Source organism: Niveispirillum lacus (genome assembly GCF_002251795.1).
GTDB classification, from domain to species: domain Bacteria; phylum Pseudomonadota; class Alphaproteobacteria; order Azospirillales; family Azospirillaceae; genus Niveispirillum; species Niveispirillum lacus.
Window position 1 is genome coordinate 51,726 of record NZ_NOXU01000011.1, and the last position, 21,202, is coordinate 72,927.

19 protein-coding genes are annotated in these 21,202 nt (G+C 61.0%); 16 read left to right on the forward strand and 3 right to left on the reverse strand.

All coding sequences use genetic code 11. The features are described from left to right. Positions 1–8: 8 nt before the first annotated feature. The 3 genes from CHU95_RS00695 to CHU95_RS00705 are packed head-to-tail and all read left to right on the forward strand — an operon-like array spanning position 9 to position 2,640. On the forward strand, positions 9–335 hold the full coding sequence (locus CHU95_RS00695) for an XdhC family protein (RefSeq protein ID WP_094452710.1): 327 nt from the start codon (positions 9–11) through the stop codon (positions 333–335). Beyond that, a complete protein-coding gene (locus CHU95_RS00700; protein WP_094452712.1) occupies positions 332–1,042 on the forward strand; it encodes an XdhC family protein in 711 nt (236 codons plus the stop codon). The genes CHU95_RS00695 and CHU95_RS00700 overlap by 4 nt, the downstream gene beginning before the upstream one ends. Then, a complete protein-coding gene (locus CHU95_RS00705; protein ID WP_245837772.1) occupies positions 1,027–2,640 on the forward strand; it encodes an NTP transferase domain-containing protein in 1,614 nt (537 codons plus the stop codon). The genes CHU95_RS00700 and CHU95_RS00705 overlap by 16 nt, the downstream gene beginning before the upstream one ends. Before the next feature lie 18 nt (positions 2,641–2,658). Here CHU95_RS00705 and CHU95_RS00710 read toward each other — a convergent pair whose 3' ends face one another. Then, positions 2,659–3,192, reverse strand: a complete 534-nt coding sequence (locus CHU95_RS00710) for a hypothetical protein (protein ID WP_094452716.1) — start codon at positions 3,190–3,192, stop codon at positions 2,659–2,661. 57 nt (positions 3,193–3,249) lie between these two features. Next, the gene (locus CHU95_RS00715) at positions 3,250–3,597 is read right to left on the reverse strand and encodes a hypothetical protein (protein WP_094452718.1); all 348 of its coding nucleotides are present in this window, start codon (positions 3,595–3,597) and stop codon (positions 3,250–3,252) included. Between the two features lie 198 nt (positions 3,598–3,795). Between CHU95_RS00715 and uvrB the strand changes: the two genes are divergently transcribed. From uvrB to CHU95_RS00730, 3 genes are all read left to right on the forward strand, one after another. After that, positions 3,796–5,988: an excinuclease ABC subunit UvrB gene (gene uvrB, locus CHU95_RS00720; RefSeq protein WP_094452754.1), complete on the forward strand. Its 2,193-nt coding sequence runs from the start codon at positions 3,796–3,798 to the stop codon at positions 5,986–5,988. 115 nt (positions 5,989–6,103) lie between these two features. Continuing rightward, positions 6,104–8,533: a beta-galactosidase gene (locus CHU95_RS00725; protein WP_094452720.1), complete on the forward strand. Its 2,430-nt coding sequence runs from the start codon at positions 6,104–6,106 to the stop codon at positions 8,531–8,533. 58 nt (positions 8,534–8,591) lie between these two features. Beyond that, on the forward strand, positions 8,592–9,056 hold the full coding sequence (locus tag CHU95_RS00730) for a DNA polymerase III subunit chi (RefSeq protein WP_094452722.1): 465 nt from the start codon (positions 8,592–8,594) through the stop codon (positions 9,054–9,056). A 25-nt stretch (positions 9,057–9,081) separates the two neighbouring features. Here the strand turns inward: CHU95_RS00730 and CHU95_RS00735 are convergent, their stop codons facing one another. Then, positions 9,082–10,404 carry a putative bifunctional diguanylate cyclase/phosphodiesterase gene (locus CHU95_RS00735; protein WP_094452724.1) on the reverse strand — a complete coding sequence of 441 codons (1,323 nt, stop codon included), beginning with the start codon at positions 10,402–10,404 and terminating at the stop codon, positions 9,082–9,084. A gap of 342 nt (positions 10,405–10,746) precedes the next feature. On the opposite strand from CHU95_RS00735, the gene CHU95_RS00740 reads away from it, so the two are divergent. The 10 genes from CHU95_RS00740 to CHU95_RS00785 all read left to right on the forward strand — a co-directional run bounded on the left by CHU95_RS00740 (position 10,747) and on the right by CHU95_RS00785 (position 21,077). Continuing rightward, on the forward strand, positions 10,747–11,538 hold the full coding sequence (locus CHU95_RS00740) for a YdcF family protein (protein ID WP_094452726.1): 792 nt from the start codon (positions 10,747–10,749) through the stop codon (positions 11,536–11,538). Positions 11,539–11,632: 94 nt separating this feature from the next. Continuing rightward, positions 11,633–12,637, forward strand: coding sequence for a lytic murein transglycosylase (locus CHU95_RS00745; protein ID WP_245837774.1), 1,005 nt, complete (start codon positions 11,633–11,635; stop codon positions 12,635–12,637). 66 nt (positions 12,638–12,703) lie between these two features. Further along, complete coding sequence (locus CHU95_RS00750) at positions 12,704–13,708, forward strand: septal ring lytic transglycosylase RlpA family protein (RefSeq protein ID WP_245837775.1); 1,005 nt, start codon at positions 12,704–12,706, stop codon at positions 13,706–13,708. Positions 13,709–13,865: 157 nt separating this feature from the next. Further along, complete coding sequence (locus CHU95_RS00755; protein WP_245837776.1) at positions 13,866–15,062, forward strand: D-alanyl-D-alanine carboxypeptidase family protein; 1,197 nt, start codon at positions 13,866–13,868, stop codon at positions 15,060–15,062. Positions 15,063–15,067: 5 nt separating this feature from the next. Beyond that, on the forward strand, positions 15,068–15,703 hold the full coding sequence (gene tmk, locus CHU95_RS00760) for a dTMP kinase (RefSeq protein ID WP_094452730.1): 636 nt from the start codon (positions 15,068–15,070) through the stop codon (positions 15,701–15,703). Then, a complete protein-coding gene (locus CHU95_RS00765) occupies positions 15,700–16,827 on the forward strand; it encodes a DNA polymerase III subunit delta' (RefSeq protein WP_094452732.1) in 1,128 nt (375 codons plus the stop codon). The genes tmk and CHU95_RS00765 overlap by 4 nt, the downstream gene beginning before the upstream one ends. Positions 16,828–16,853: 26 nt before the next feature. After that, positions 16,854–18,401, forward strand: coding sequence for a methionine--tRNA ligase (gene metG / locus CHU95_RS00770; RefSeq protein ID WP_094452734.1), 1,548 nt, complete (start codon positions 16,854–16,856; stop codon positions 18,399–18,401). Then, complete coding sequence (locus tag CHU95_RS00775) at positions 18,401–19,195, forward strand: TatD family hydrolase (RefSeq protein WP_094452736.1); 795 nt, start codon at positions 18,401–18,403, stop codon at positions 19,193–19,195. The genes metG and CHU95_RS00775 overlap by 1 nt, the downstream gene beginning before the upstream one ends. A gap of 9 nt (positions 19,196–19,204) precedes the next feature. Continuing rightward, positions 19,205–20,002, forward strand: a complete 798-nt coding sequence (locus tag CHU95_RS00780; protein ID WP_245837781.1) for an MBL fold metallo-hydrolase — start codon at positions 19,205–19,207, stop codon at positions 20,000–20,002. A gap of 34 nt (positions 20,003–20,036) precedes the next feature. Continuing rightward, positions 20,037–21,077, forward strand: coding sequence for an oxidoreductase (locus CHU95_RS00785; RefSeq protein ID WP_094452738.1), 1,041 nt, complete (start codon positions 20,037–20,039; stop codon positions 21,075–21,077). Positions 21,078–21,202 lie beyond the last annotated feature (125 nt).

The window sequence follows — 21,202 nt, forward strand, 5'->3', positions numbered from 1 at the left end:
GTTGCCATATGATCCGTGACGATAACGAAGCCATTCTGACCCAGGCCGCCGGCTGGCGCGCCGATGGGATCGCGGTTGCCCTGGCCCATGTCATCGCCACCTGGGGGTCTGCCCCCCGCCCGGTTGGCAGCCTGATGGCCGTTTCAGCCACCGGCGCCATGGCAGGATCGGTATCGGGCGGCTGTGTTGAGGGGGCGGTGGCTCTGGAAGCGGCCAAAGTGCTAAGCGATGGCGAACCGCGATTCCTGTCCTTTGGCATCAGTAATGAAATGGCCTGGGAGGTCGGCCTGGCCTGTGGGGGCAAGCTGGAGATCTATGTGGAGCCAATCCAATGAAGGGCCGGGTTTTCGACGCCTTGCGCACCGCCCTGGCCGAACGCCGCGCCGTGGCCCTGGTCACCGATCTGGGGTCTGGGCTGCAGACCCTGGTCGATATCGAGGGTCGGCAGCAGGGGGATGCGGGGCTGGAAGATGAATTCCTGCCACAGGTGGTCGATGCCATCCGCGCAGACCGGCGCGGGATCGTGGAATTCTACGACGGGCGCTTTTTCATCAATGTCTTTCCCCCGAAGAACCGGTTGCTGATCATCGGCGCCGTTCATCTGGCACAGGCACTGGTGCCGGCAGCGCGGTTGGCCGGATTCGACGTCGTGGTCATCGATCCCCGTGCCGCCTTTGCCACCCCGGACCGGTTCCCCGACACCGATCTGGTAACTGAATGGCCGGATGAAGCCCTGGCGACGCTGAAACCCGACGCACGCACGGCGGTCGTTGCCCTGACCCATGACCCTAAGTTCGACGATCCGGCGCTGATCGCATCGCTGGCCAGCGATGCCTTCTATGTGGGGGTTCTGGGCGGACGGAAAAACCAGGCGGCCCGATTGCAGCGTCTGCGCGCACAAGGGGTGGCCGACGATCGGCTGGAGCGCATTCACGGCCCCGTGGGCCTGGATATCGGCGCCGTCAGCCCCGCAGAAATCGCGGTGTCGATCCTGGCCGACATCATCCTTTGCCTGCGTGGCCATAAATGGAAGGCCGACTGACCATGTGGTTCGGTGTGGTCCCGGTGGCTGATGCCCTTGGCGCGATCCTGGCGCATGGTGTTCACCATGCCGGAAGCCGTTTCGCCAAAGGGCGGGTTATCAGCGCCAGCGATATGGCGCAACTACGCCTGTCCGGTATCGAAACGATCACCGTGGCACGGCTGGAAGAGGGCGATGTGGGTGAGGACGCAGCGGCATCGCGCCTTGCCACCCGACTAGCAGGCGCGAACCTGATGGTGAGTGCCGCCCATACCGGACGCGTCAACCTGTTTGCCGCCCGTGATGGCATCGCCGTCATTGATGCTGCGACCATTAACGCGCTGAACCGCGTGGATGAGGCGGTGACCATCGCCACCGTTCCGCCCTACACGCCTGTGCTGAAAGGCCAGATGCTGGCCACCATCAAAATCATCCCCTTCGGGGTGCCGGAAAGCATTATTTCCAACCTGGAATGGATGCTGGCCGGAAACGGGCCGGTGTCGCTGGCACCTTGGGCCGGTCTGTCGGCAGGCCTGATCCAGACGGTATTGCCCGGCACCAAGCCGTCCGTCCTGGACAAGAGTGTCGCCGTCACCGCCGCCCGTATGGCCGGCATTGGCGGCACCCTGCTGGGGGACGTGCGGGTGGCGCATGCGGTGGAACCCTTGGCCGGGGCGCTGCGCACGGCCGAGGGGGCGATCCTGCTGATCATCGGGGCGTCCGCCATCACCGACCGCCGCGATGTCATCCCGGCTGCAATCGAGGCCGCAGGAGGAACCGTCCTGCATGTGGGTATGCCGGTTGATCCCGGCAATCTGCTGCTGTTGGGAACATTGGACGGTCGGCCCGTCCTGGGGTTGCCGGGCTGTGCACGCTCGCCCAAACTGAATGGGGTGGATTGGGTCCTGCAGCGCCTGGGGGCGGGCCTCCCGGTCGATGCGGCCGCGATCATGGGCATGGGAGTCGGCGGCCTGCTGGCAGAGATTGCCGGACGGCCGTTGCCCCGGGCACTGGCCACCGCCCTCCCGCAGGCACCGCGTATCCATGGTATTGTGCTGGCCGGCGGGTTTGGCCGACGGATGGGTGGCGCCAACAAACTGCTGCGCGAATGGCGTGGGGAACCGCTGGTCCGACATGTGGCGAAGTCGGCCCTTTCGGCACAGTTGGCCGGGGTCACGCTGGTCACCGGCCACCAGGATGGCGAGGTCCGGCGAGCGCTGGACGGTCTTGCCCTTGATTATGCCCATGCATCCGATCATGCAGACGGGATGGCCGCCACCCTGAAGGCCGGGCTGGCGGCACTGCCCGATGATATTGATGGTGTGCTGATCCTGCTGGGTGACATGCCACTTGTCACGCCGGCCATCATCAACCGGATGGTCGCAGCCTACAGCCCCGACCAGGGGCGGGCCATCATCATCCCAACCTGTCAGGGGCAGCGTGGCAATCCGGTCCTGTGGGATGTGTCCTATATCCCGGAGATGCGGAGCCTGACCGGCGACAGGGGGGCGCGTGCCCTGTTGACCACCCATGCCGACCGCGTGTGCGAGGTCGCGGTGGAGGATGCAGGCGTACTCCTGGATGTCGACGTGGCAGAAGATCTGTCACGGTTGGGATGAGTGGCAGCCCGCCTGTGGTCAAAGATACTGGCCCAACACCTTCAAATAGGGCCGAGCCTCCTGCACGAACTGCACGATCTCGTACATGAGGTTGGGCAAGGTCGGGTGGCCCGGCACACGTGCCTGACCCAGCACCATGATCATCTGTTTGTCATCGACAGTGAATTTAGCGTTCTGCAGGTGGGCCGCAGCGCGCAGAATTTTTGACAGGCGCACCCGTTTTTCCGGTGATTCGATGGTGAAGGGCATATACCCCACCTGGGCCCAGACCTGAAACAGGGTATCGTCATCGACCGGGGTCAGGCTGACATGGAACATCAGCCCGTCCAGGAAAAAATGGTGTCGCGACGCCGTGGTCGGGTTGGTCACACTGAAATCGCCAGCCTCATCCATACGGACGGCACCAGGGCCGATGGGCAGGCCCTTTTCCGCCGCGCGCGCCAGCTTGGCCACCGTTTGAAGCGCCTGAGACACCGCGTCACACTCCCCCACCGCCGCGCCGGCCCCCTGCCGGTCGGGTAATACATACTCCGTTATAGGCGTGGGGGCCATTTGGTCCAGTGAATTTGCATCACCCTATCTCGAAGAACAGCCCAATCGGACGCCCGGTCACCGCGATCCCGTCAAACGCCAGCAGGTCACAAGACCGATGGCAAGAGCGACAGCAGCCGCCGGGGCAAACCAAGCCGGATGGTCCAGAGCGGTAAGGTTGACCGCCACGCCAAAGGCCAAAAAGGCGGCGATACTGCCCGGCAGCCACCAGCGGCGCTGGCCCGCCACCTTGATGGCGGTGATGCCGCCTATGGCCGCCGCCAGCAGATAGGCCAGAACCGGCGCCATAAACACGCTGTCGCCACTCAAGATGCGGTGGCCCACCATCTCCACCGCCATGATGATCAGGATGCACAGAATGACACCCACCAGCACACCCGCCACCTGCTTCACAATGCCCGCCATGGCTGTCACCCGTCCGACCGGTTGGATTGTTCCATAAAAGTTAACCACGAACGCACCGCCGGTTCCAGGGCAGGCCGTGTCAGATACGTGAACAAAAACAGATCAAGCCCCTTTTCGGCGCCGCCGGAGAGGCTTAGATTACCGGCCATGACCCAGACCGCCCCCGATACCGCCCGTGACCTTGTCTCCGATACCGCCATGCCGTGGCGCGTGAAGGTGGAGGAGAGGCCGTTCATCGAACCCCTGACCGTCGTGTCGGAATACACGCCGGCGGGCGATCAACCGCGCGCCATCGAGGAACTGACCGACGGTCTGATGCGCGGAGAAAAGGACCAGGTCCTGCTGGGCGTCACGGGTTCGGGCAAAACCTTCACCATGGCGCATGTGATCCAGCGGGTGCAGCGCCCGACCCTGATCCTGGCGCCAAACAAGACACTGGCGGCACAGCTCTATGGAGAGATGAAAAGTTTCTTTCCAAACAATGCGGTAGAGTATTTTGTTTCCTACTATGATTATTATCAGCCGGAAGCCTATGTGCCCCGCACCGATACTTATATCGAGAAGGAAAGCTCGATCAATGAACAGATCGACCGCATGCGCCACGCCGCAACCCGCGCGCTGCTGGAGCGGCAAGATTGCATCATCGTGGCCTCGGTCTCTTGCATTTACGGTATCGGCTCGGTCGAAACCTATTCGGAAATGACCATTCCGTTGCAGGTTGGGCAGATCCTGCACCGTCAAGGCTTTCTTCAGAGATTGGTTGAGCTTCAATACCGCCGCAATGATGCCGGCTTTGGCCGTGGGTCTTTCCGGGTGCGCGGCGATACGATCGAATTGTTCCCTGCGCACCTGGAAGACCGCGCCTGGCGCCTGTCACTGTTCGGGGATGAGTTGGAGGCGATTAATGAGATCGACCCGCTGACCGGTGAAAAACTGGCCTCCATGAAGGAGGTGCGCATTTATGCCAACAGCCACTATGTCACGCCGAAACCAACCCTGTTCCAGGCCGTGGAGCAGATCAAGCGTGATCTGAAATTACGGTTGGAAGAGCTTGTTCCACAAGGAAAATTACTTGAAGCACAGCGTCTGGAGCAGCGTACGACCTTTGATATCGAAATGATGGTGGCGACCGGGTCCTGTGCCGGCATCGAGAACTATTCCCGCTATCTGTCGGGCCGCAATCCGGGCGAGCCACCGCCGACCCTGTTTGAATATCTGCCCGAAGATGCGTTGCTGATTGTCGATGAAAGCCATGTGATGGTGCCGCAGGTGGGCGGCATGTACCGGGGCGACTTCATGCGCAAATCGACCCTGGCCGATTATGGTTTCCGCCTGCCATCCTGCGCCGATAACCGCCCGTTGAAGTTTGAGGAATGGGACGCCATGCGTCCGCAGACCGTTTTTGTCTCCGCCACGCCCGGCGATTGGGAGTTGGAGCGGACAGGCGGTGTGTTTACCGAACAGGTGGTGCGCCCTACCGGCCTTGTCGACCCCGAAGTCATCATCCGTCCCACCGATACCCAGGTGGATGATGTGATGGCGGAGGTACGGGAGGTGACGGCCAAGGGACTGCGTGTGCTGGTCACCACGCTGACCAAGAAGATGGCAGAAGCGCTGACGGAATATATGATGGAGGCGGGCATCAAGGTCCGCTACATTCACTCCGACGTCGAAACCCTTGAGCGGATTGAGATTATTCGTGATCTGCGTCTGGGCGTGTTTGATGTGCTGATTGGTATCAACCTGTTGCGCGAAGGGTTGGATATTCCTGAATGCGGCCTTGTCGCCATTCTGGATGCCGATAAGGAAGGATATCTGCGCAGCCGGACCAGCCTGATCCAGACCATTGGTCGCGCGGCCCGTAACGTCGAAGGCCGCGCCATCCTTTATGCCGACCGCGAAACCAACTCCATGAAAGCAGCATTGGAAGAAACGGCGCGGCGTCGGGCTAAACAGTTGGAGTATAACGCGGTCCACGGCATCACGCCGGAATCGGTCAAGAAGAACATCTCTGACATCCTGGGCAGCGTCTATGAGCGTGGCGACCGGGTGGAGGTGGATACGGGTGCAGCAGAAGGCATCGGTCTGGCCGGCAAGGACATCAAGACCATCATCGCCGAACTGGAAAAGAAGATGCGCGCCGCCGCCGCGGATCTGGAGTTCGAGGAGGCGGGTCGGATCCGCGACGAAATCCGCCGCCTGGAAGCCATCGACCTGGGCCTTGCCCCTGGCGCCAGCCCCATTCGCGCATCAGCCCAAGGCGAAAAGCCGCGCAACAGCCCCAAGGCCGAGAAGGGTGGTCGCACCAAGGGGGCCGCCAAGACCAAGGATGGCGGGCTGAATGTCGGTGGTATCGAGTTCGGGGGCAAGAATACCAAGCGTCGGCGTTGACGCCGGTCTTTTGCGGTCACGGCATTCCGATCGACGATGAGCCTCAGGAAATTGTAGCAATCATATTTATCGTATAATAATACTTCCCACCCAGAATGGCAGCGGGGAGGATGCGATGCGGATTGAACAATGGGGTAGAGCTTTATTGGCCCTGAGCCTGCTGTTGCCGGGGTCGGCAATGGCGGAGACCCTGCTCACCGTTGATGCGCGCAAGCAGCCAACGGCCCCGGTAACCGGTTATCTGAAAATGGGGCAGGGTGTCAGTCCGACCGGCGGGACCATCGGTATCAATAACCGCTATCTTACCCTGGACGGCCGACCCTGGATGCCGACCATGGGCGAATTTCATTACAGTCGCTTCCCGGCCGATGGCTGGGACGAACAACTCGCCAAAATGAAGGCGGCCGGCATCGACATCGTCGCCAGCTATGTCATCTGGAACCATCATGAGGAAGTTGAGGGTGCCTTCACCTGGGAGGGCGACAGGGATTTACGTCGTTTTGTGGAACTTTGCGCCAAGCATGGTCTGAAATTCATGGCCCGTATCGGCCCTTGGATACATGCAGAGGTCCGTTATGGTGGCATCCCCGACTGGGTAGTCGATGCCATGCCAACACGGGGTAATGACTCGCAATATCTGGGATTTGTTGATCGTTATTACCGTCAGATATCAACACAGCTGCAGGGCCTTCTCTGGAAGGATGGCGGGCCCATCGTCGGCATTCAGTTGGAAAATGAGTATAATCTGACAGGGCCGGGCCAGGGGCGGGACCATATCGCAACCCTGAAACGGCTGGCGCTGGCAGCCGGGTTTGATGTGCCGCTTTATACGGTAACCGGCTGGGACCAGACCGTTTATCCGAGCGGCGAGGTCGTACCGGTGTTTGGCGGTTATCCAGATGAACCCTGGAAGGCCAGCCCGGAAATCCTGCCGCCCAAAGAGACCTATGCTTTTCGGTTTGACAGCCGGGTCAGCGGCAATCTGGGGGCGCAGACGGTAGCGACGCGGCGGGGTGATGCCGATCCCGACATCCCCAACACCCCCTTTCTGGGCGCCGAATATGGTGGGGGTGTTCCAGCCATGTATCGCCGCCGGGCCGTGATCGCCCCCGCCGACATCTCTGCCATGCTGCCGGTTCAGATCGGGTCCGGTGTGAACCTTTTCGGCTATTACATGTTCCATGGGGGGCGCAACCCGCAAGGCCGGACGACGTTGGAGGAAAATACCGGCATCCATGGCCATAACGATACGCCCATCATCGGCTATGATTTCCAAGCCCCCATTGGTCAGTATGGCGACATGCGGCCGGTGTTGCGGGCGGTGCGGCCCTTCCACTTGTTCACCGCCGCCTATGGTGACCAATTGGCGCCAATGGTGCCGCAGGCGCCGACGCTGTTGCCCCGCGCGCTGGATGACCTATCGACCCCGCGCTGGTCGGTGCGCAGCGCTGGCGACGCCGCCTTCGTGTTTTTCAACTCCCATGTCCGGCAGTACCGGATGCAGACGGTCAACGACGCCCGTTTCGCCATCGACCTGCCCGGTGGGCGCATTAGCTTCCCCTCCACCCCCATCAGCCTTCCGACTGGATCGCATTTTATCTGGCCGGTGAACATGGACCTGGGTGGCGCACGTCTGTCCTATGCCACCGCACAGCCGGTGACACGGATCATGGTAGCGGGCATTGAAACCCATATCCTGCAGGCGGAACCTGGCATTCCGGTAGAACTAGCCTTGAGCGGCGCCACCGATGTCGAGGCAAGCGGGGCCAGGATTGACCAGCGCGATGGAAGTCAGGTCATCAGCGGACTTAAACCCGGCACAGGGGCCGTCGTCGGCTTTACTGCGGGGGGGAGAACCAAGCGCCTGCTGATCCTGACGCAGGAACAGGCAGAAAACCTGACCATTCTGCGTCGGGGCAACGGGGACGTGGCGGTGATCAGCGCAGCCGACTTGTTCGCCGTCGATCAGGGATTTGCCATGCGTCAACGAGGCGACCATCATTTTCGCTATCTGACCCTGCCAGCCCTTGGCAGCGGCGGTGTGCCGGACGGCCTGTTCACCGCCTATGAGAAGCATGTACCGGCAAAACCACCCTTGGAGGCGCGCATCGAGAAGGTTCGCGATGCCGGGACGGCCCCGCCAATCCGGATTGGCGGCCCTGCCAAGGCCGCTATGCAACCCGCACCCGAAACCTACGGCCGTTCCGCCGCCTGGCGGATCATCATTCCCGACAATGCCCTGGCAGATGTAGCCGATCTGTGGCTGGAACTGGATTACCAGGGCGATGTCGGGCGCCTGTTCAGCGGCGTACGCCTGATCGATGATCATTATTTCAATGGCCCCGCCTGGCGTATCGCCCTGAAACGTTTCGCGGCGGAGATCCGCCAGCCCCTCAATCTGACCGTCATGCCGCTGCGCGCCGACGCCCCGATCTATATCCAGGAGGAATGGAAACCGAAACAGGAAGCCGGCGGGCAGGTTGCCACGCTGAAAGGCGCCAGGCTGGTACCGGAATATGGGCTGACGGTGGAGATGGGGAAATAGCCCCGGAGCGCCGCTTTATGCTAAAGCCTGGACCAGGATTATCGGCTCGGGATCGGACATGACGGAGCGGCGCTTCTATCATCTGACGCGCAAGACGCTGGAGCAGACCCTGCCGGGCCTGTTGGAAAAATCGCTGGAACGGGGTTGGCGGGTCCTGATCCTGACCGGCAGCGGCGAACGGGCAGAAGCGCTGAACCAGCATCTCTGGACCTTCCGGCCCGACAGCTTTCTGCCCCACGGCACAGCCAAGGATGGCCAAGTGGAGCATCAGCCCATCTTGATCCATGCCGTGGATGACGGGATGCCGGAACGCCCCCCCAACGAGGCCCATGTGCTGTTTCTGACCGACGGGGTCGATGGTCAGGGTTTGTCTGGCGTCGGGCTGATCTGTGATCTGTTCGACGGCAATGACCCTGCCGCAGTGGCAGCCGCCCGCGACCGCTGGCGTCAGGCCAAGGCGGACGGCGATGAGCTGACTTATTGGCAGCAGAACGAAACCGGCGGCTGGGAGAAGAAGGCCTAGGCCAGGGCGTGCGCGATCAAAGAGCCTAAACCGGCTTTGCGGCGTGGCGGATGAATTCCGCAAAAGCGTCAGCCGGCATGGGCCGGGAAAACAGGTAACCTTGGCCTTCCTCGACGCCCAAACGCTTGAGGATTTCCCATTGTGCCGGGGTTTCAATGCCTTCTGCCACGACCTTCAAGTCCATGGCCTGGGCCATGGCCACAATGGCTTCGACAATGTGGCGGGTGCTCTGGTCCCGCTCCATATCCATCACGAACTTGCGATCAACCTTCAGGCAGTCCAGTGGCAATTCGCGAAGATAAGACAGTGAAGAATAGCCTGTGCCGAAATCGTCCAGCGCCAGCGCCACCCCGCGGTCAGCGATCCAACGCATCTGCTGCAAGGCGCCTTCCAGATCTTCCGGCAGGATGGTTTCGGTGATTTCGAGCTGCAGAAGATGGGGCGGGATACCGCTCTCAGAGAGGAGCACGTCGATCAATGCCGGAAGATGCCCCCAGCGGAATTGCCGCTCCGATACGTTGACGGCAATCTGGATGGGCGGCAGGCCCGCATCCAGCCACTCGCGGATCTGTTTGATAGCGTTGCGCAGAACCCATTCGCCGATCGGGACGATCAGGCCCGTTTCTTCTGCGGTTGGAATGAAGACACCGGGCGGCACTATCCCCCGTTTGGGATGCTGCCAGCGCAGCAGCGCCTCTCCCCCCACCGGTTCACCACCATGGATGGCAACCTTGGGCTGGTAATTCAGGACGAGTTGGTTGTCGCGGATCGCGGCCCGCAATTCATCCTCCAGATCCAGGCGTTCCTTCAGATCGTCCCGCATGGAGCGGGTAAAATGCAGGTAATTCGCCGTGCCCGACTTCACCGCCTGTTCCAGGGCAACACAGGCATTGCGGATCAGGGCAGGGCCATCGGTGGCATCGTTGGGCGACACAGCCACACCGATCTTGGCCGAGACAAACAGTTTCTGGCCTTCGATGATCAGCGGTTCGCCCATGGCATTGGCAATGGCGGATGCGGCGAACAGGGCCTTGCCGGCATGGTCAAGGCCGGGAAGGAAAATGGCGAACTGGGTCTGGGCGAATCGACAGATCAGATCATTGGCACCACAGGCTGGAACCAGACGCTTCACCAGCGTGGCCATCGCCAGGTCCAGCGCCTCCTGCCCATGTACGCGGAAAAGTTGCGGCAGGCGGTCAAACTCCACCACCAGAAGACCCGCAATCAGGGTACCGCCATGACGGGCCATAATCTCCCCGACCCTAGTCGCAAAGGGCCGCATCTCCCAAACGCCGGTCACAGCATCGCGAGGGATATAGTCGGCCGCAGCAGCCGAATGAGGGGGCATTATGCTAGACAAGGTCACGACGGCTTTGTTCCGTAGTCCCGGATCAGATCAGTGAAGGAGTGCAGGGGTCAAAACATGTCAGCACTGCCACCACACCCCATTACGCGGCCTTCCGGGACCTTAAGTTTTCCCGAGCCTGTTTGGAAACTTGTGCATGTCATACCGGTTTTACCCCGGCTCCATAGCCACCACATGTCGGCTCGCGTAAGGTCATTGCACATTCGTAATGCCGATGGAACGCATCAATGAACCGGATGACTATTTTCTGGCATAGTTAGCAACAATATTCGACCGTGATGGTTTTCCGCACGTTTCCGCCACGTTGAACAAGGGTATGACAACATGGGGTTCGGCCTGGGCAAACTGTTGGCCGCTCTGACCTCGCCAGGAAACCTGTTGCTGCTTTTGCTGCTGACGGGTCTGGTGTTGATCTGGCGGGGACGGCCGGTCGGCCGTCGGCTGATCCTGACAGCGACGATCGGTTTTTTGCTCATTGCCACCACCCCCTTGTCCATATGGCTGCTGATACCCCTTGAACAGCGTTTTGCGACCCCGGATCTGTCCCAAATCGGGCCGGTGGATGGCATCATCGTTCTGGGGGGAGCCCTGATGCCCATTGGGTCACGGGAACATGGCGCACCACAGTTAAACCGGGATGCAGAAAGGCTGACGGTATTGCCGGGCCTGATGCGGCAGTTTCCCGACGCGGCCGTCCTTTTTACGGGGGGTAGCGGTGATCCACGAACACCGGGCGAACGGGAGGCCCCATTCGTGACAGCATTGCTGGCCGGGTGGGGCGCCGATACCAGCAGGGTGCAGTTGGAGGGGGCGTCCCGCAATACCTGGGAGAACGCGGTCAACTCTGCGCCGTTTCTGACCGACGGCGGTCGCTGGCTGCTGGTTACGTCGGCTGCCCATATGCCACGCGCCATCGGGGTGTTCCGGGCGGCAATCCCCACCACGACCTTCATTGCGTACCCGGTCGGGTTCAATGCCAACCGGGCAGAGGCCCTGCGGTTCGGGTTGAACCTGTCTGAAAATCTGGATCGTACCGAGATCGGCGCCCATGAATGGCGGGGATTGCTGACCTACTGGCTGGCGGGCCGTATTCCGGCGATCCTGCCCGCCCCGTGACAGGCCCCACTGTTATAGGCCCACCCTGGCACTTGCCGTAGCGGGGCAGCACATGCCACAACCCATGGGTCCAGTGCAGCCGGGAGGACCCAAGATGATGACGGAAGCGACCATCAGCCGCCGCCTTCGGCACCTGTTGCCGGCGGGCCTGCTGCTGGTCGGGCTGCTTGGCTCCCCCGCCCAGGCCGCGCCTGATTTTCAGCAATGGCTGGGCACGTTGAAACAGGAAGCCGCGCGCGAGGGCATTCGCCCCGCGACAATTGAGACTGCGCTGACCGGCATCGCCCCCATTCCCCGTATTCTCGAACTGGATGGCAGACAGCCCGAACGCACCATCAGCTTTGAGACCTATCTTTCGCGGGCTGTGACCAAAACCCGCATCAAGCGGGCGCGTGAACAGATGGTGACGCACAAGGCCCTGCTGACGCAGATATCGAACAAATACGGGGTGCCAGCCCGTTTCATTGTCGCGCTATGGGGTATGGAAACGGATTTCGGTGGCAATATGGGCGGGTTCAAGGTGATTGATGCGCTGGCCACCCTTGCCTATGACGGTCGCCGGAGTGCCTTTTTCAGAGGTGAGTTGCTGACGGCTTTGCGCATCCTGGATGAAGGGCATATCGCCCCGGACCGGATGCTGGGCTCCTGGGCCGGGGCCATGGGGCAATGCCAGTTCATGCCCTCCAGTTTTTTCAAATATGCTCAAGATGGCAATGGCGACGGGCGGCGGGATATCTGGACCACCCATGCCGATGTTTTTGCCTCCGCCGCCAATTACCTGTCTACTGTGGGCTGGAAAACCGAGCAGACCTGGGGCCGCGCCGTGCGCTTGCCCAAGGGAGCTGATTCGGCAGCCTGGGTTGGTCTGGACAAGCCCGCGCTGTCCCTGTCGGCCTGGGCGAAACGCGGGGTCCGCTCTGCCGATGGCAAAGCGCTGCCCAAGGCCAATATGGACGCCTGGCTGGTGCAGCCGGATGGGCCGAAAGGCAGGGCGTTCCTGGTCTATGGCAATTACCGAACCATCATGGACTGGAACCGGTCGACCTATTTCGCAACTGCGGTCGGAATTCTTGCCGACCATATTGGCTCTGGCAAATGAGTTGATGTAGGCTGCGACCACAATCGGTTGGGGTAGGGAAGTATGGTGCGGGCAAATCTTGTAAGATTGGCAGTCCTGGGTGTCACCGTAGCGGGGCTGGCCGGCTGTGCTGCGTCCCCACCCCCTAAACCGCCAGCCGCAGCACCCGCCCCGGCAGCCCCGGCCCCAACGCCGGGCGGCAGCTACAAGGTTGGCAACCCATATCAGATCGATGGTGTCTGGTATTATCCCCGTGTCGATTACGGCTATAACGAAACCGGTATTGCCAGTTGGTACGGTCCCGGCTTCCATACGAAGCTCACTGCCAATGGGGAACAGTATAACGAGAATGAACTGACGGCGGCGCATCAGACCCTGCCCATGCCCAGCCTGGTGCGGGTCACCAATCTCGAAAATGGCCGCTCCATCGTTGTGCGGATCAATGATCGTGGCCCGTTTGTCTCCGGTCGTATCATCGACATGTCGCGACGGGGAGCACAGTTGCTGGGCTTTGATCAGCAAGGCACCGCGAAGGTGCGGGTTGAGATTCTGGCTGAAGAGAGCCGTGCCATCGCTGCCGCCGCCATGAATGCCAGCAGCCAGGTCGCCGGTGTTTCTCCCGATGGCGGGCCCGTGCCACAGGCCGCGCCACGTCCACGCGTGACAGTGGAGGCCACCCCGCTGCCGCCCACGGCTGGGGCCCAGGCCGCGCCCGGCAGCGCCATTCCGCCCCGTGTCGCACAGGCAGCGCCGGTGCCGCCGCGCACGATTGCCGCCCCGACGACCGTGGCGGGTACGACCACCGACGATGGCCGTTTCCTGCCGGCCCCCGTGGTTGAGCAGCGTGCCTTGCCCGCAAAACCAGGCAAAATCTATATCCAGGCCGGCGCCTTTGCCAATTATGACAATGCCAACCGGCTGCGAGCAAAGCTGAACTCCATCGCGCCGACCAACCTGTCGAACGCCATGGTCAACGGGCAGCAATATTTCCGGGTCCGGGTTGGCCCGTTCGATCAGGTCGAACGCGCCGACGAAGTGTTGGCGCAGGTTCTCCAGGCGGGCACCTCGGAGGCCAAGATCATCGTGGATTGAGGGGCCCTGGCCAGCCAATCAACGGTCGCCCCCCGGCTTCCACGATGACACATACTGTCGCGGTGGTGCAGGACGCTGGACATATCGACCGGTCCCGCCCCACTGTTGCATGGGACGCGTTTCCACCTGTTTCTGTTGTAAAGGGTTGAAGAGAAAGATGGATATTCGGATCGCACATCGGATGAAGGGTGTCGCCCGCAGCATCGCCACGGCCCTTCTGTTAACGGTGTCGGCGCTGCCGGTCATGGCGGCCGATCTGGACACCATTGCCAGGGAAGCCATCCTGGTCGATGCCGAAACCAACATGGTGCTGTTCGCAAAGAACGCCGACGAACGGATGCCCACCTCCTCCATGTCGAAGGTGGCCACGGCCTATATGCTGTTCGAAAGGGTCAAGGAGGGGCGCCTGTCGCTGGACGACACGCTGCCTGTGTCCGAGCGCGCCTGGAAAGTTCAGGGTTCCAAAATGTTTGTGGAACTCGGCAACAACATCAAGGTCGAGGATCTGGTTCGCGGTATGGTGATCCAGTCGGGCAACGATGCCTGTGTGGTGCTGGCCGAAGGCATGTCCGGCACCGAAGAGGCCTTTGCGGCTGCCATGACAAAACGAATGCGGGAACTGGGCCTGACCAACACCAACCTGACCAATGCGTCAGGCATGCCAGATCCCAACCATTATTCCACCGCCCGTGACCTGTCGATCCTGGCCCGTCATCTGATTCGGGATTTCCCTGATCACTATCATTATTACTCTGAGCTGGATTTTACCTATCACGGGATCAAACAAGGCAATCGTAATCCGCTGCTTTACCGAAACATGGGTGTCGATGGCATCAAAACCGGTCATACGGAAGCTGCCGGCTATGGCCTGATTGCCTCTGGTGAACGCGATGGCCGCCGCCTGATCCTGGTGGTGAATGGTCTGCCCAACATGCAGGCCCGTGCCGATGAAAGTGCGCGTATCCTGGAATGGGGCTGGCGTGAGTTTGACAATGTCACCCTGTTCAAGGCGGGGGAGACCGTGGACAGCCTGCCGGTCTGGCTGGGCGTCACGCCAACGGTGCCCCTGGTCATTCAAGATCAGGTGAAGATCACCATGACCCATGACCAGAAACAGAAGATGAAGGTCAGCGTGAAGGCGGACGCCCCGGTACCGGCACCGGTGAAAAAGGGAACCCGGCTGGCTACCCTGACCATCGCTGCACCGGGCATGGACACGCTGGAACTGCCGCTGCTGGCCGGCACCGACATAGAGCAACTGGGTCTGTTCGGGCGCATGGGGGCGGCTTTATCGCACTTCATTGGCGGCGGGTCCGCTGAACCGGCGGCACCCGCCGCCGCACCGGCCCCGTAACCGCCATGGCGCGCGGTCGGTTCATCACCCTGGAAGGCGGCGAGGGGGCGGGAAAATCCACCCAGATCCGCCTTCTGGCAGAGGCGTTGCGCGCCGCCGGAATTGAAGTGGTGACAACACGGGAGCCTGGTGGTTCACCCGGCGCAGAAGCGGTACGCGATCTGCTGGTCAATGGTGAACCCGGTCGTTGGCTGCCAGTCAGTGAAGCGATGCTGTTGTCTGCGGCACGCCATGACCATGTCATGCGGACCATCCGACCTGCACTTGACGTTGGTCAATGGGTGCTGTGCGACCGCTTTGCCGACAGCACCATGGCCTATCAGGGGTATGGTCATGGTTTGGATCATGGCGTGCTGACTGCCCTGCGCGATATCGCCGTGGGCGACACATCACCCGACCTGACGCTGATCCTTGATATTGATCCGGCCAAGGGTTTGGCCCGTGCAGCCGCGCGTCGCGGGGGCGAGGACCGTTATGAACGGATGCAGGTCACGTTTCATGAGCGGTTGAGGGAAGGGTACCAAGCCATTGCTAAGGCTGAACCTTTGCGCTGTGTAATGGTGGATGCCTCAGCCGAGATCGACCGCATTCAGGCTGACATCCGTGCCATTGTCACTGACCGGCTGGGGGTGGCGCTGTGAGCGGGCAGCCGCATGAAGCCGATGACGCCTTTCACCCGCGTCGCAACACCCATCTGGAAGGCCACGCCGCCGCGCAGCAATTGCTGTTGGATAGCTGGAACTCCGGACGCATGCACCATGCCTGGCTGATCGGTGGACCGCCCGGCATCGGCAAGGCGACCTTGGCCTTTCGGATGGCACGGTTTGTTTTGACCAAGGGGTTGCCAGGAGAGCAGGAGATGGGCTTGTTCGGCCCGCCGCCTGATCCGACCAGCCTGATTGTTGATACAGATAGTCCGGTCTGTCACCGCATCGCGTCCGGCGGCCATGCCGATCTGCTGACCGTCCAGCGCACCTGGGACGAAAAACGTAAGCGGTTCAAACGCGACCTCCCTGTCGATGAAATCCGCAAGATTGCACCTTTCCTGAGGCTGACATCGGCAGAGGGCGGCTGGCGGGTGGTCATCGTGGATGGGGCGGATCAACTGAACATCAGTGGTCAGAATGCCATTCTGAAAATTCTTGAGGAACCGCCCGCCAAAGCATTGATTTTAATGGTTGCCGATAATGTCGGCGCCATGTTGCCCACCATCCGGTCACGCACCCGCAAACTGGCGTTGGAACCGTTGACCGAAACGCAGGTGAAGGGTTTGTTGTTCCGTTATCTACCGGACCTGGAGGAGGCAGAGCGCACCGCCTTGGCCCGCCTGTCGGAAGGTAGCATTGGCCGGGCGATGGAATTACATAATGCCGGTGGTCTGACCCTGTACAAGGCCATGCTGGGCGTGTTCGACAGCCTGCCACGGCTGGATATCATTGAAGCCTACGCATTCATCGACGCCACTTTACGCGGCGGGAACGAGGAAGCGAACTGGGTTGCGGTCACTGACCTGATCGGCTGGTGGCTGGGCCGCATTGCCCGCGCCGGCGCGCGCGGCACCGTTCCGCCGGAAGTCGTGCCCGGCGAAGCCGCCCTTGTCCATCGCCTGATGCAGGGGAGCCAACGGTCGGGTAACCTTGATCGCTGGGTGGAGGTGTGGGAGAACACCAACCATATGTTCGCCAAGGCGGAATCCGCCAATCTCGACAAGCGCCAGACCCTGATGTCGGTGCTGTCGCGGATCGAAGCTGCCGCCGCCGGTTGAACCCCGTTCTTTCGCGGAGAAGTCCCATGTCCGGGCGCACGCCCTACTACATCACCACGCCGATCTATTACGTGAACGATGCGCCACATGTCGGCCACGCCTACACGACGATCGCCTGCGACGTGATGGCCCGCTTCAAGCGGCTGGATGGTTTTGACGTCAAGTTCCTGACCGGTACCGACGAACATGGCCAGAAGGTCCAGAAGTCAGCGGAAGCGTTCGGAACCACCCCGCAGGAACTGGCAGACAAGAATTCCCAGAATTTCAGGGACTTGGCCAAGTTACTTAATGTCAGCAATGACGATTTTATCCGCACCACCGAGGCCCGCCACATCAAGGCTGTACAGTTCCTGTGGGAACGTCTGCTGGAGAGCGGTGATGTCTATCTGGGCAGCTATAATGGCTGGTACTCTGTCCGTGACGAGGCTTATTACAACGAAGACGAACTGACGGAACGGGATGGCCAGCGTTTCGCGCCCACCGGCGCCCCAGTGGAGTGGGTGGAGGAGCCTAGCTATTTCTTCCGCCTGTCTGCCTATGCCGATCCGTTATTGAAGCTTTATGAGGAACAGCCGCACTTCATCATGCCGTCGGGCAAGCGGTCGGAGGTGATCAGCTTCGTGAAGGGCAGCCTGCGTGACCTGTCGATCAGCCGGACCACGTTTGACTGGGGCATCAAGGTTCCGGGGGATGACAAGCATGTGATGTATGTCTGGCTGGACGCGCTCGCCAACTACATCACCGCCGTCGGCTATCCCGATACGACCGCGGACTTCGCGAAGTTCTGGCCGGCAGACCTGCACATGGTCGGCAAGGATATTCTGCGCTTCCACACTGTTTATTGGCCGGCCTTCCTGATGGCGGCCAAACTGCCGCTCCCCCGCCGTGTGTTCGCCCATGGCTGGTGGACGGTGGAAGGCGAGAAGATGTCGAAGTCGCTGGGCAATGTGGTGAAGCCCGCCGATCTGATTGACACCTACGGCCTGGACCAGACCCGCTATTTCCTGATGCGGGAAATCCCGTTCGGCAATGATGGCGACTTCTCCAGGCGCGCCATGGCGCAGCGGATCAATGTCGATTTGGCCAATGGTTACGGCAACTTGTGCCAACGCGTATTCTCCATGATTCAAAAGTATCATGGTGGCCAGTTGCCGGCACCAGACGTGCTGAGCGATGACGACCACGCCCTGTTGAATGCTGCCAAGGGCATGCTGGATGCTGTTCGGGCGGAACTGGACGTACAGGCGTTCAACAAGGCGCTGGATGCAATCTGGCGCGTCGTGGACGACGCCAACCGCTATGTCCAGGACATGGCCCCTTGGACCCTGTCAAAGACTGATACGGTGCGGCTGGGAACAGTGCTTTACACCCTGTCGGATGTCATCCGCCAATTGGCGATCATGACCCAGCCCTTTATGCCCGAGACCAGCAACCGTATCCTGGATCTGTTGATGGTGCCGGCTGACCAGCGTGGCTTTGCCAATCTGGCGGCCAATCCGCTGACGCCCGGCACAATGCTGCCGCCTCCGACCCCGGCCTTCCCGCGCTACGTTGAACCGGAGGAGGCGAAGTGATGCTGGTTGACAGCCACTGTCATTTGGATTTCCCCGACTTCGCACCAGAGCGTGATGCGGTGGTGCAGCGCGCGCGGGACGCAGGTGTGGGACTGATGCTGACCATCTGCACCCATATCAGCCGGTTCGGCCAAGTCCATGATATCGCCATGAATTATGACGATGTCTATTGCACTGTGGGTGTGCATCCGCATCAGGCGGCTGAAGAATTTCCCCTGTGCAGCGAAGCCGAACTGCTGCGTTTGGCGCGACAGCCGAAGGTCGTTGGCATTGGGGAGACCGGGCTGGACTATTTCTATGACAAATCGCCGCGCGATGTGCAGCAGGAAAGCTTCCGCCGCCACATCCGTGTCTGTCTGGAGACTGATCTGCCCATCATCGTCCATACCCGCGATGCGGATGAGGATACGATCCGCATCCTGCGCGAAGAGGGGCAGGGCCGTCTGCGCGGTCTCCTGCATTGCTTCAGCAGCAGCCGGCAACTGGCTGAACAGGCACTGGAAATCGGCTTCTACATTTCTCTGTCCGGCATCCTGACCTTCAAAAAGTCTGAAGAGCTGCGCGATACCGCTTCCATGGTGCCGATGGACCGGCTGCTGGTTGAAACAGACGCACCCTATCTGGCGCCCGTGCCGATGCGGGGCAAGCGGAACGAACCGGCCTTTGTTGCCCACACGGCCGCGACGTTGGCCGCGGTGAAGGGCGTGGATGCGGCAAGCATGGCCACCCTGTCTACGGCTAATTTTCTGCGCCTTTTCAATACGGTGCCGGCTTCGGCTGTGAAGGCGGCGTAAGTGTCCGCGATGGATGATCTGCGTGTCACCATCCTGGGCTGCGGCGGGTCGGGCGGGGTGCCGCTGGTCGGTAATGTCTGGGGCCATGCCGATCCGACAGAACCCCGCAACCGTCGCCGCCGGCCGTCCATTCTGGTGCAGAACCGGGATACCACTATCCTGGTCGATACCGGACCGGACATGCGCGAACAGTTGAATGACGCCGGGGTGCGGCGGCTGGATGGGGTGCTGTACACCCATGCCCACGCCGATCATGCCCATGGTATTGATGATCTGCGGGCGGTGAACTGGCTGCAACATGCGCCGGTGCAGCTTTATGGCGATGCCACCACAATGGGCATTCTGACCCGCCGCTTTGACTATTGTTTTGAGGCAGCAGAGGTGAGGCCGCCCCATTTCCCGCGTCCTGTCCTGATCCCGAATATCATTAATGGCCCCCTGACCATTGGTTCCATAGAGATTTTTCCGTTTGTTCAGGATCACGGCTATTCAGAAAGCCTTGGATTTCGGTTTGGCCCGATCGGTTATTCAACGGACGTCGTGCATTTGTCGGATGCAGCCTTCGACGTCCTGGCAGGTGTCGATACCTGGATTGTGGATTGTGTGCGACTTGAGCCACCCCACCCAGTGCATGCCCATTGGGAGATCACACGCGGCTGGATCGAACGGCTGCGGCCACGCCGGGCCATATTGACCCACATGAACCAATCGATGGATTACGCCACGCTGCGGGGCATGCTGCCATCTGGGGTCGAGCCAGGCTATGATGGCATGGTCCTGGTACCCGGCGGGCAGGGGGATCAATAATCCCCAGTAACTTATTGTTTTGAAAGGACGAAGCATGGCGACGCTGCGCACAGCCCTTGTCGGCTTCGGCTATGCCGGCCAGACGTTCCATGCGCCGTTGATTGCGGCAACGCCCGGACTGGCGCTCTCCGCCATCGTGTCCGGGAACGCGGAAAAGGTGCGCTCCTACTGGCCAGCCGTGCCGGTATTATCGAATATTGACACCGCCTTGGCCGATCCGGCGCTGGATCTGATTGTCATCGCCACACCCAATCATACCCACGCTGATCTGGCGCGGCGTGCCTTGAATGCCGGCAAACATGTGGTCGTGGATAAACCGTTCACGGTAACCCTGGACGAAGCGCGTGACCTGGCAGCGCTGGAAGCCCAATCTGCCGGCCTTCTATCGGTTTTCCATAATCGGCGCTGGGACGCAGATTTTCTGGTCCTGGCTGATCTGGTGCGACAAGGGGTGTTGGGAAGGCTCACGCATTTTGAAAGCCATTTTGATCGGTTCCGCCCGGTCATGCGCGACCGATGGCGGGAGCAGGCCAGCGTGCCCGGCGCCGGGCTCTGGCATGATCTGGGGCCGCATCTGATTGATCAGGTCCTGTGCCTGTTCGGCCGACCAGCGACCATCTTCGCGGACATTATCACCCAACGTCGCGGCAATGGCGCGCCCGACTATTTCCACGCCATCTTGGGCTATGAAACCGGTTTACGCGCTGTCCTGCATGGTTCCATGGTGACACCGGACAGCCGGCTGCGTTTTGCAGCCCATGGCGATGGCGGCAGTTTTGTCAAATACGGCCTGGACCACCAGGAAGAGATGCTGAAGGCCGGACGGATACCGGGCTGCGCCGGTTGGGGGAACGACCCGTCACCGGCCAGACTGACCCGGATCATGGATGGCGCGGTCGTGCAGGAGGATGTGATGGCGCTGACCGGTGATTACCGCTGCTTTTACACTGCATTTCAGGCGGCTGTGCGCCAAGGTGCCCGCAATCCTGTTACGGCCCAGGAGGCCATCGCGGTGATCGAACTGATCGAAGCGGGCTATGACAGTGCGCGGCAGCAGCGGGTTATTAAACTCTGAGCAGGACGATAACCGCATCAGCGGAGATTCTACGGATACCATCATTTACCATAATCTATCTTATCGCGCTTTTCAGGTGGGAGTGGTGGATTCTATTTTGAAGTGCGACTCTCCTTTATAATCAG

Coding starts and splice junctions, on each gene's coding strand:
- CHU95_RS00695 (WP_094452710.1), top strand. CDS start 9: ATGATCCGTGACGATAACGAAGCCATTCTGACCCAGGCCGCCGGCTGG.
- uvrB (WP_094452754.1), top strand. CDS start 3,796: ATGCCGTGGCGCGTGAAGGTGGAGGAGAGGCCGTTCATCGAACCCCTG.
- CHU95_RS00785 (WP_094452738.1), top strand. CDS start 20,037: ATGGCGACGCTGCGCACAGCCCTTGTCGGCTTCGGCTATGCCGGCCAG.
- CHU95_RS00710 (WP_094452716.1), bottom strand. CDS start 3,192: ATGGCCCCCACGCCTATAACGGAGTATGTATTACCCGACCGGCAGGGG.
- CHU95_RS00715 (WP_094452718.1), bottom strand. CDS start 3,597: ATGGCGGGCATTGTGAAGCAGGTGGCGGGTGTGCTGGTGGGTGTCATT.
- CHU95_RS00700 (WP_094452712.1), top strand. CDS start 332: ATGAAGGGCCGGGTTTTCGACGCCTTGCGCACCGCCCTGGCCGAACGC.
- CHU95_RS00775 (WP_094452736.1), top strand. CDS start 18,401: ATGCTGGTTGACAGCCACTGTCATTTGGATTTCCCCGACTTCGCACCA.
- CHU95_RS00735 (WP_094452724.1), bottom strand. CDS start 10,404: ATGCCCCCTCATTCGGCTGCTGCGGCCGACTATATCCCTCGCGATGCT.
- CHU95_RS00725 (WP_094452720.1), top strand. CDS start 6,104: ATGCGGATTGAACAATGGGGTAGAGCTTTATTGGCCCTGAGCCTGCTG.
- tmk (WP_094452730.1), top strand. CDS start 15,068: ATGGCGCGCGGTCGGTTCATCACCCTGGAAGGCGGCGAGGGGGCGGGA.
- CHU95_RS00745 (WP_245837774.1), top strand. CDS start 11,633: ATGATGACGGAAGCGACCATCAGCCGCCGCCTTCGGCACCTGTTGCCG.
- CHU95_RS00755 (WP_245837776.1), top strand. CDS start 13,866: ATGGATATTCGGATCGCACATCGGATGAAGGGTGTCGCCCGCAGCATC.
- CHU95_RS00730 (WP_094452722.1), top strand. CDS start 8,592: ATGACGGAGCGGCGCTTCTATCATCTGACGCGCAAGACGCTGGAGCAG.
- CHU95_RS00780 (WP_245837781.1), top strand. CDS start 19,205: ATGGATGATCTGCGTGTCACCATCCTGGGCTGCGGCGGGTCGGGCGGG.
- metG (WP_094452734.1), top strand. CDS start 16,854: ATGTCCGGGCGCACGCCCTACTACATCACCACGCCGATCTATTACGTG.
- CHU95_RS00740 (WP_094452726.1), top strand. CDS start 10,747: ATGGGGTTCGGCCTGGGCAAACTGTTGGCCGCTCTGACCTCGCCAGGA.
- CHU95_RS00705 (WP_245837772.1), top strand. CDS start 1,027: ATGGAAGGCCGACTGACCATGTGGTTCGGTGTGGTCCCGGTGGCTGAT.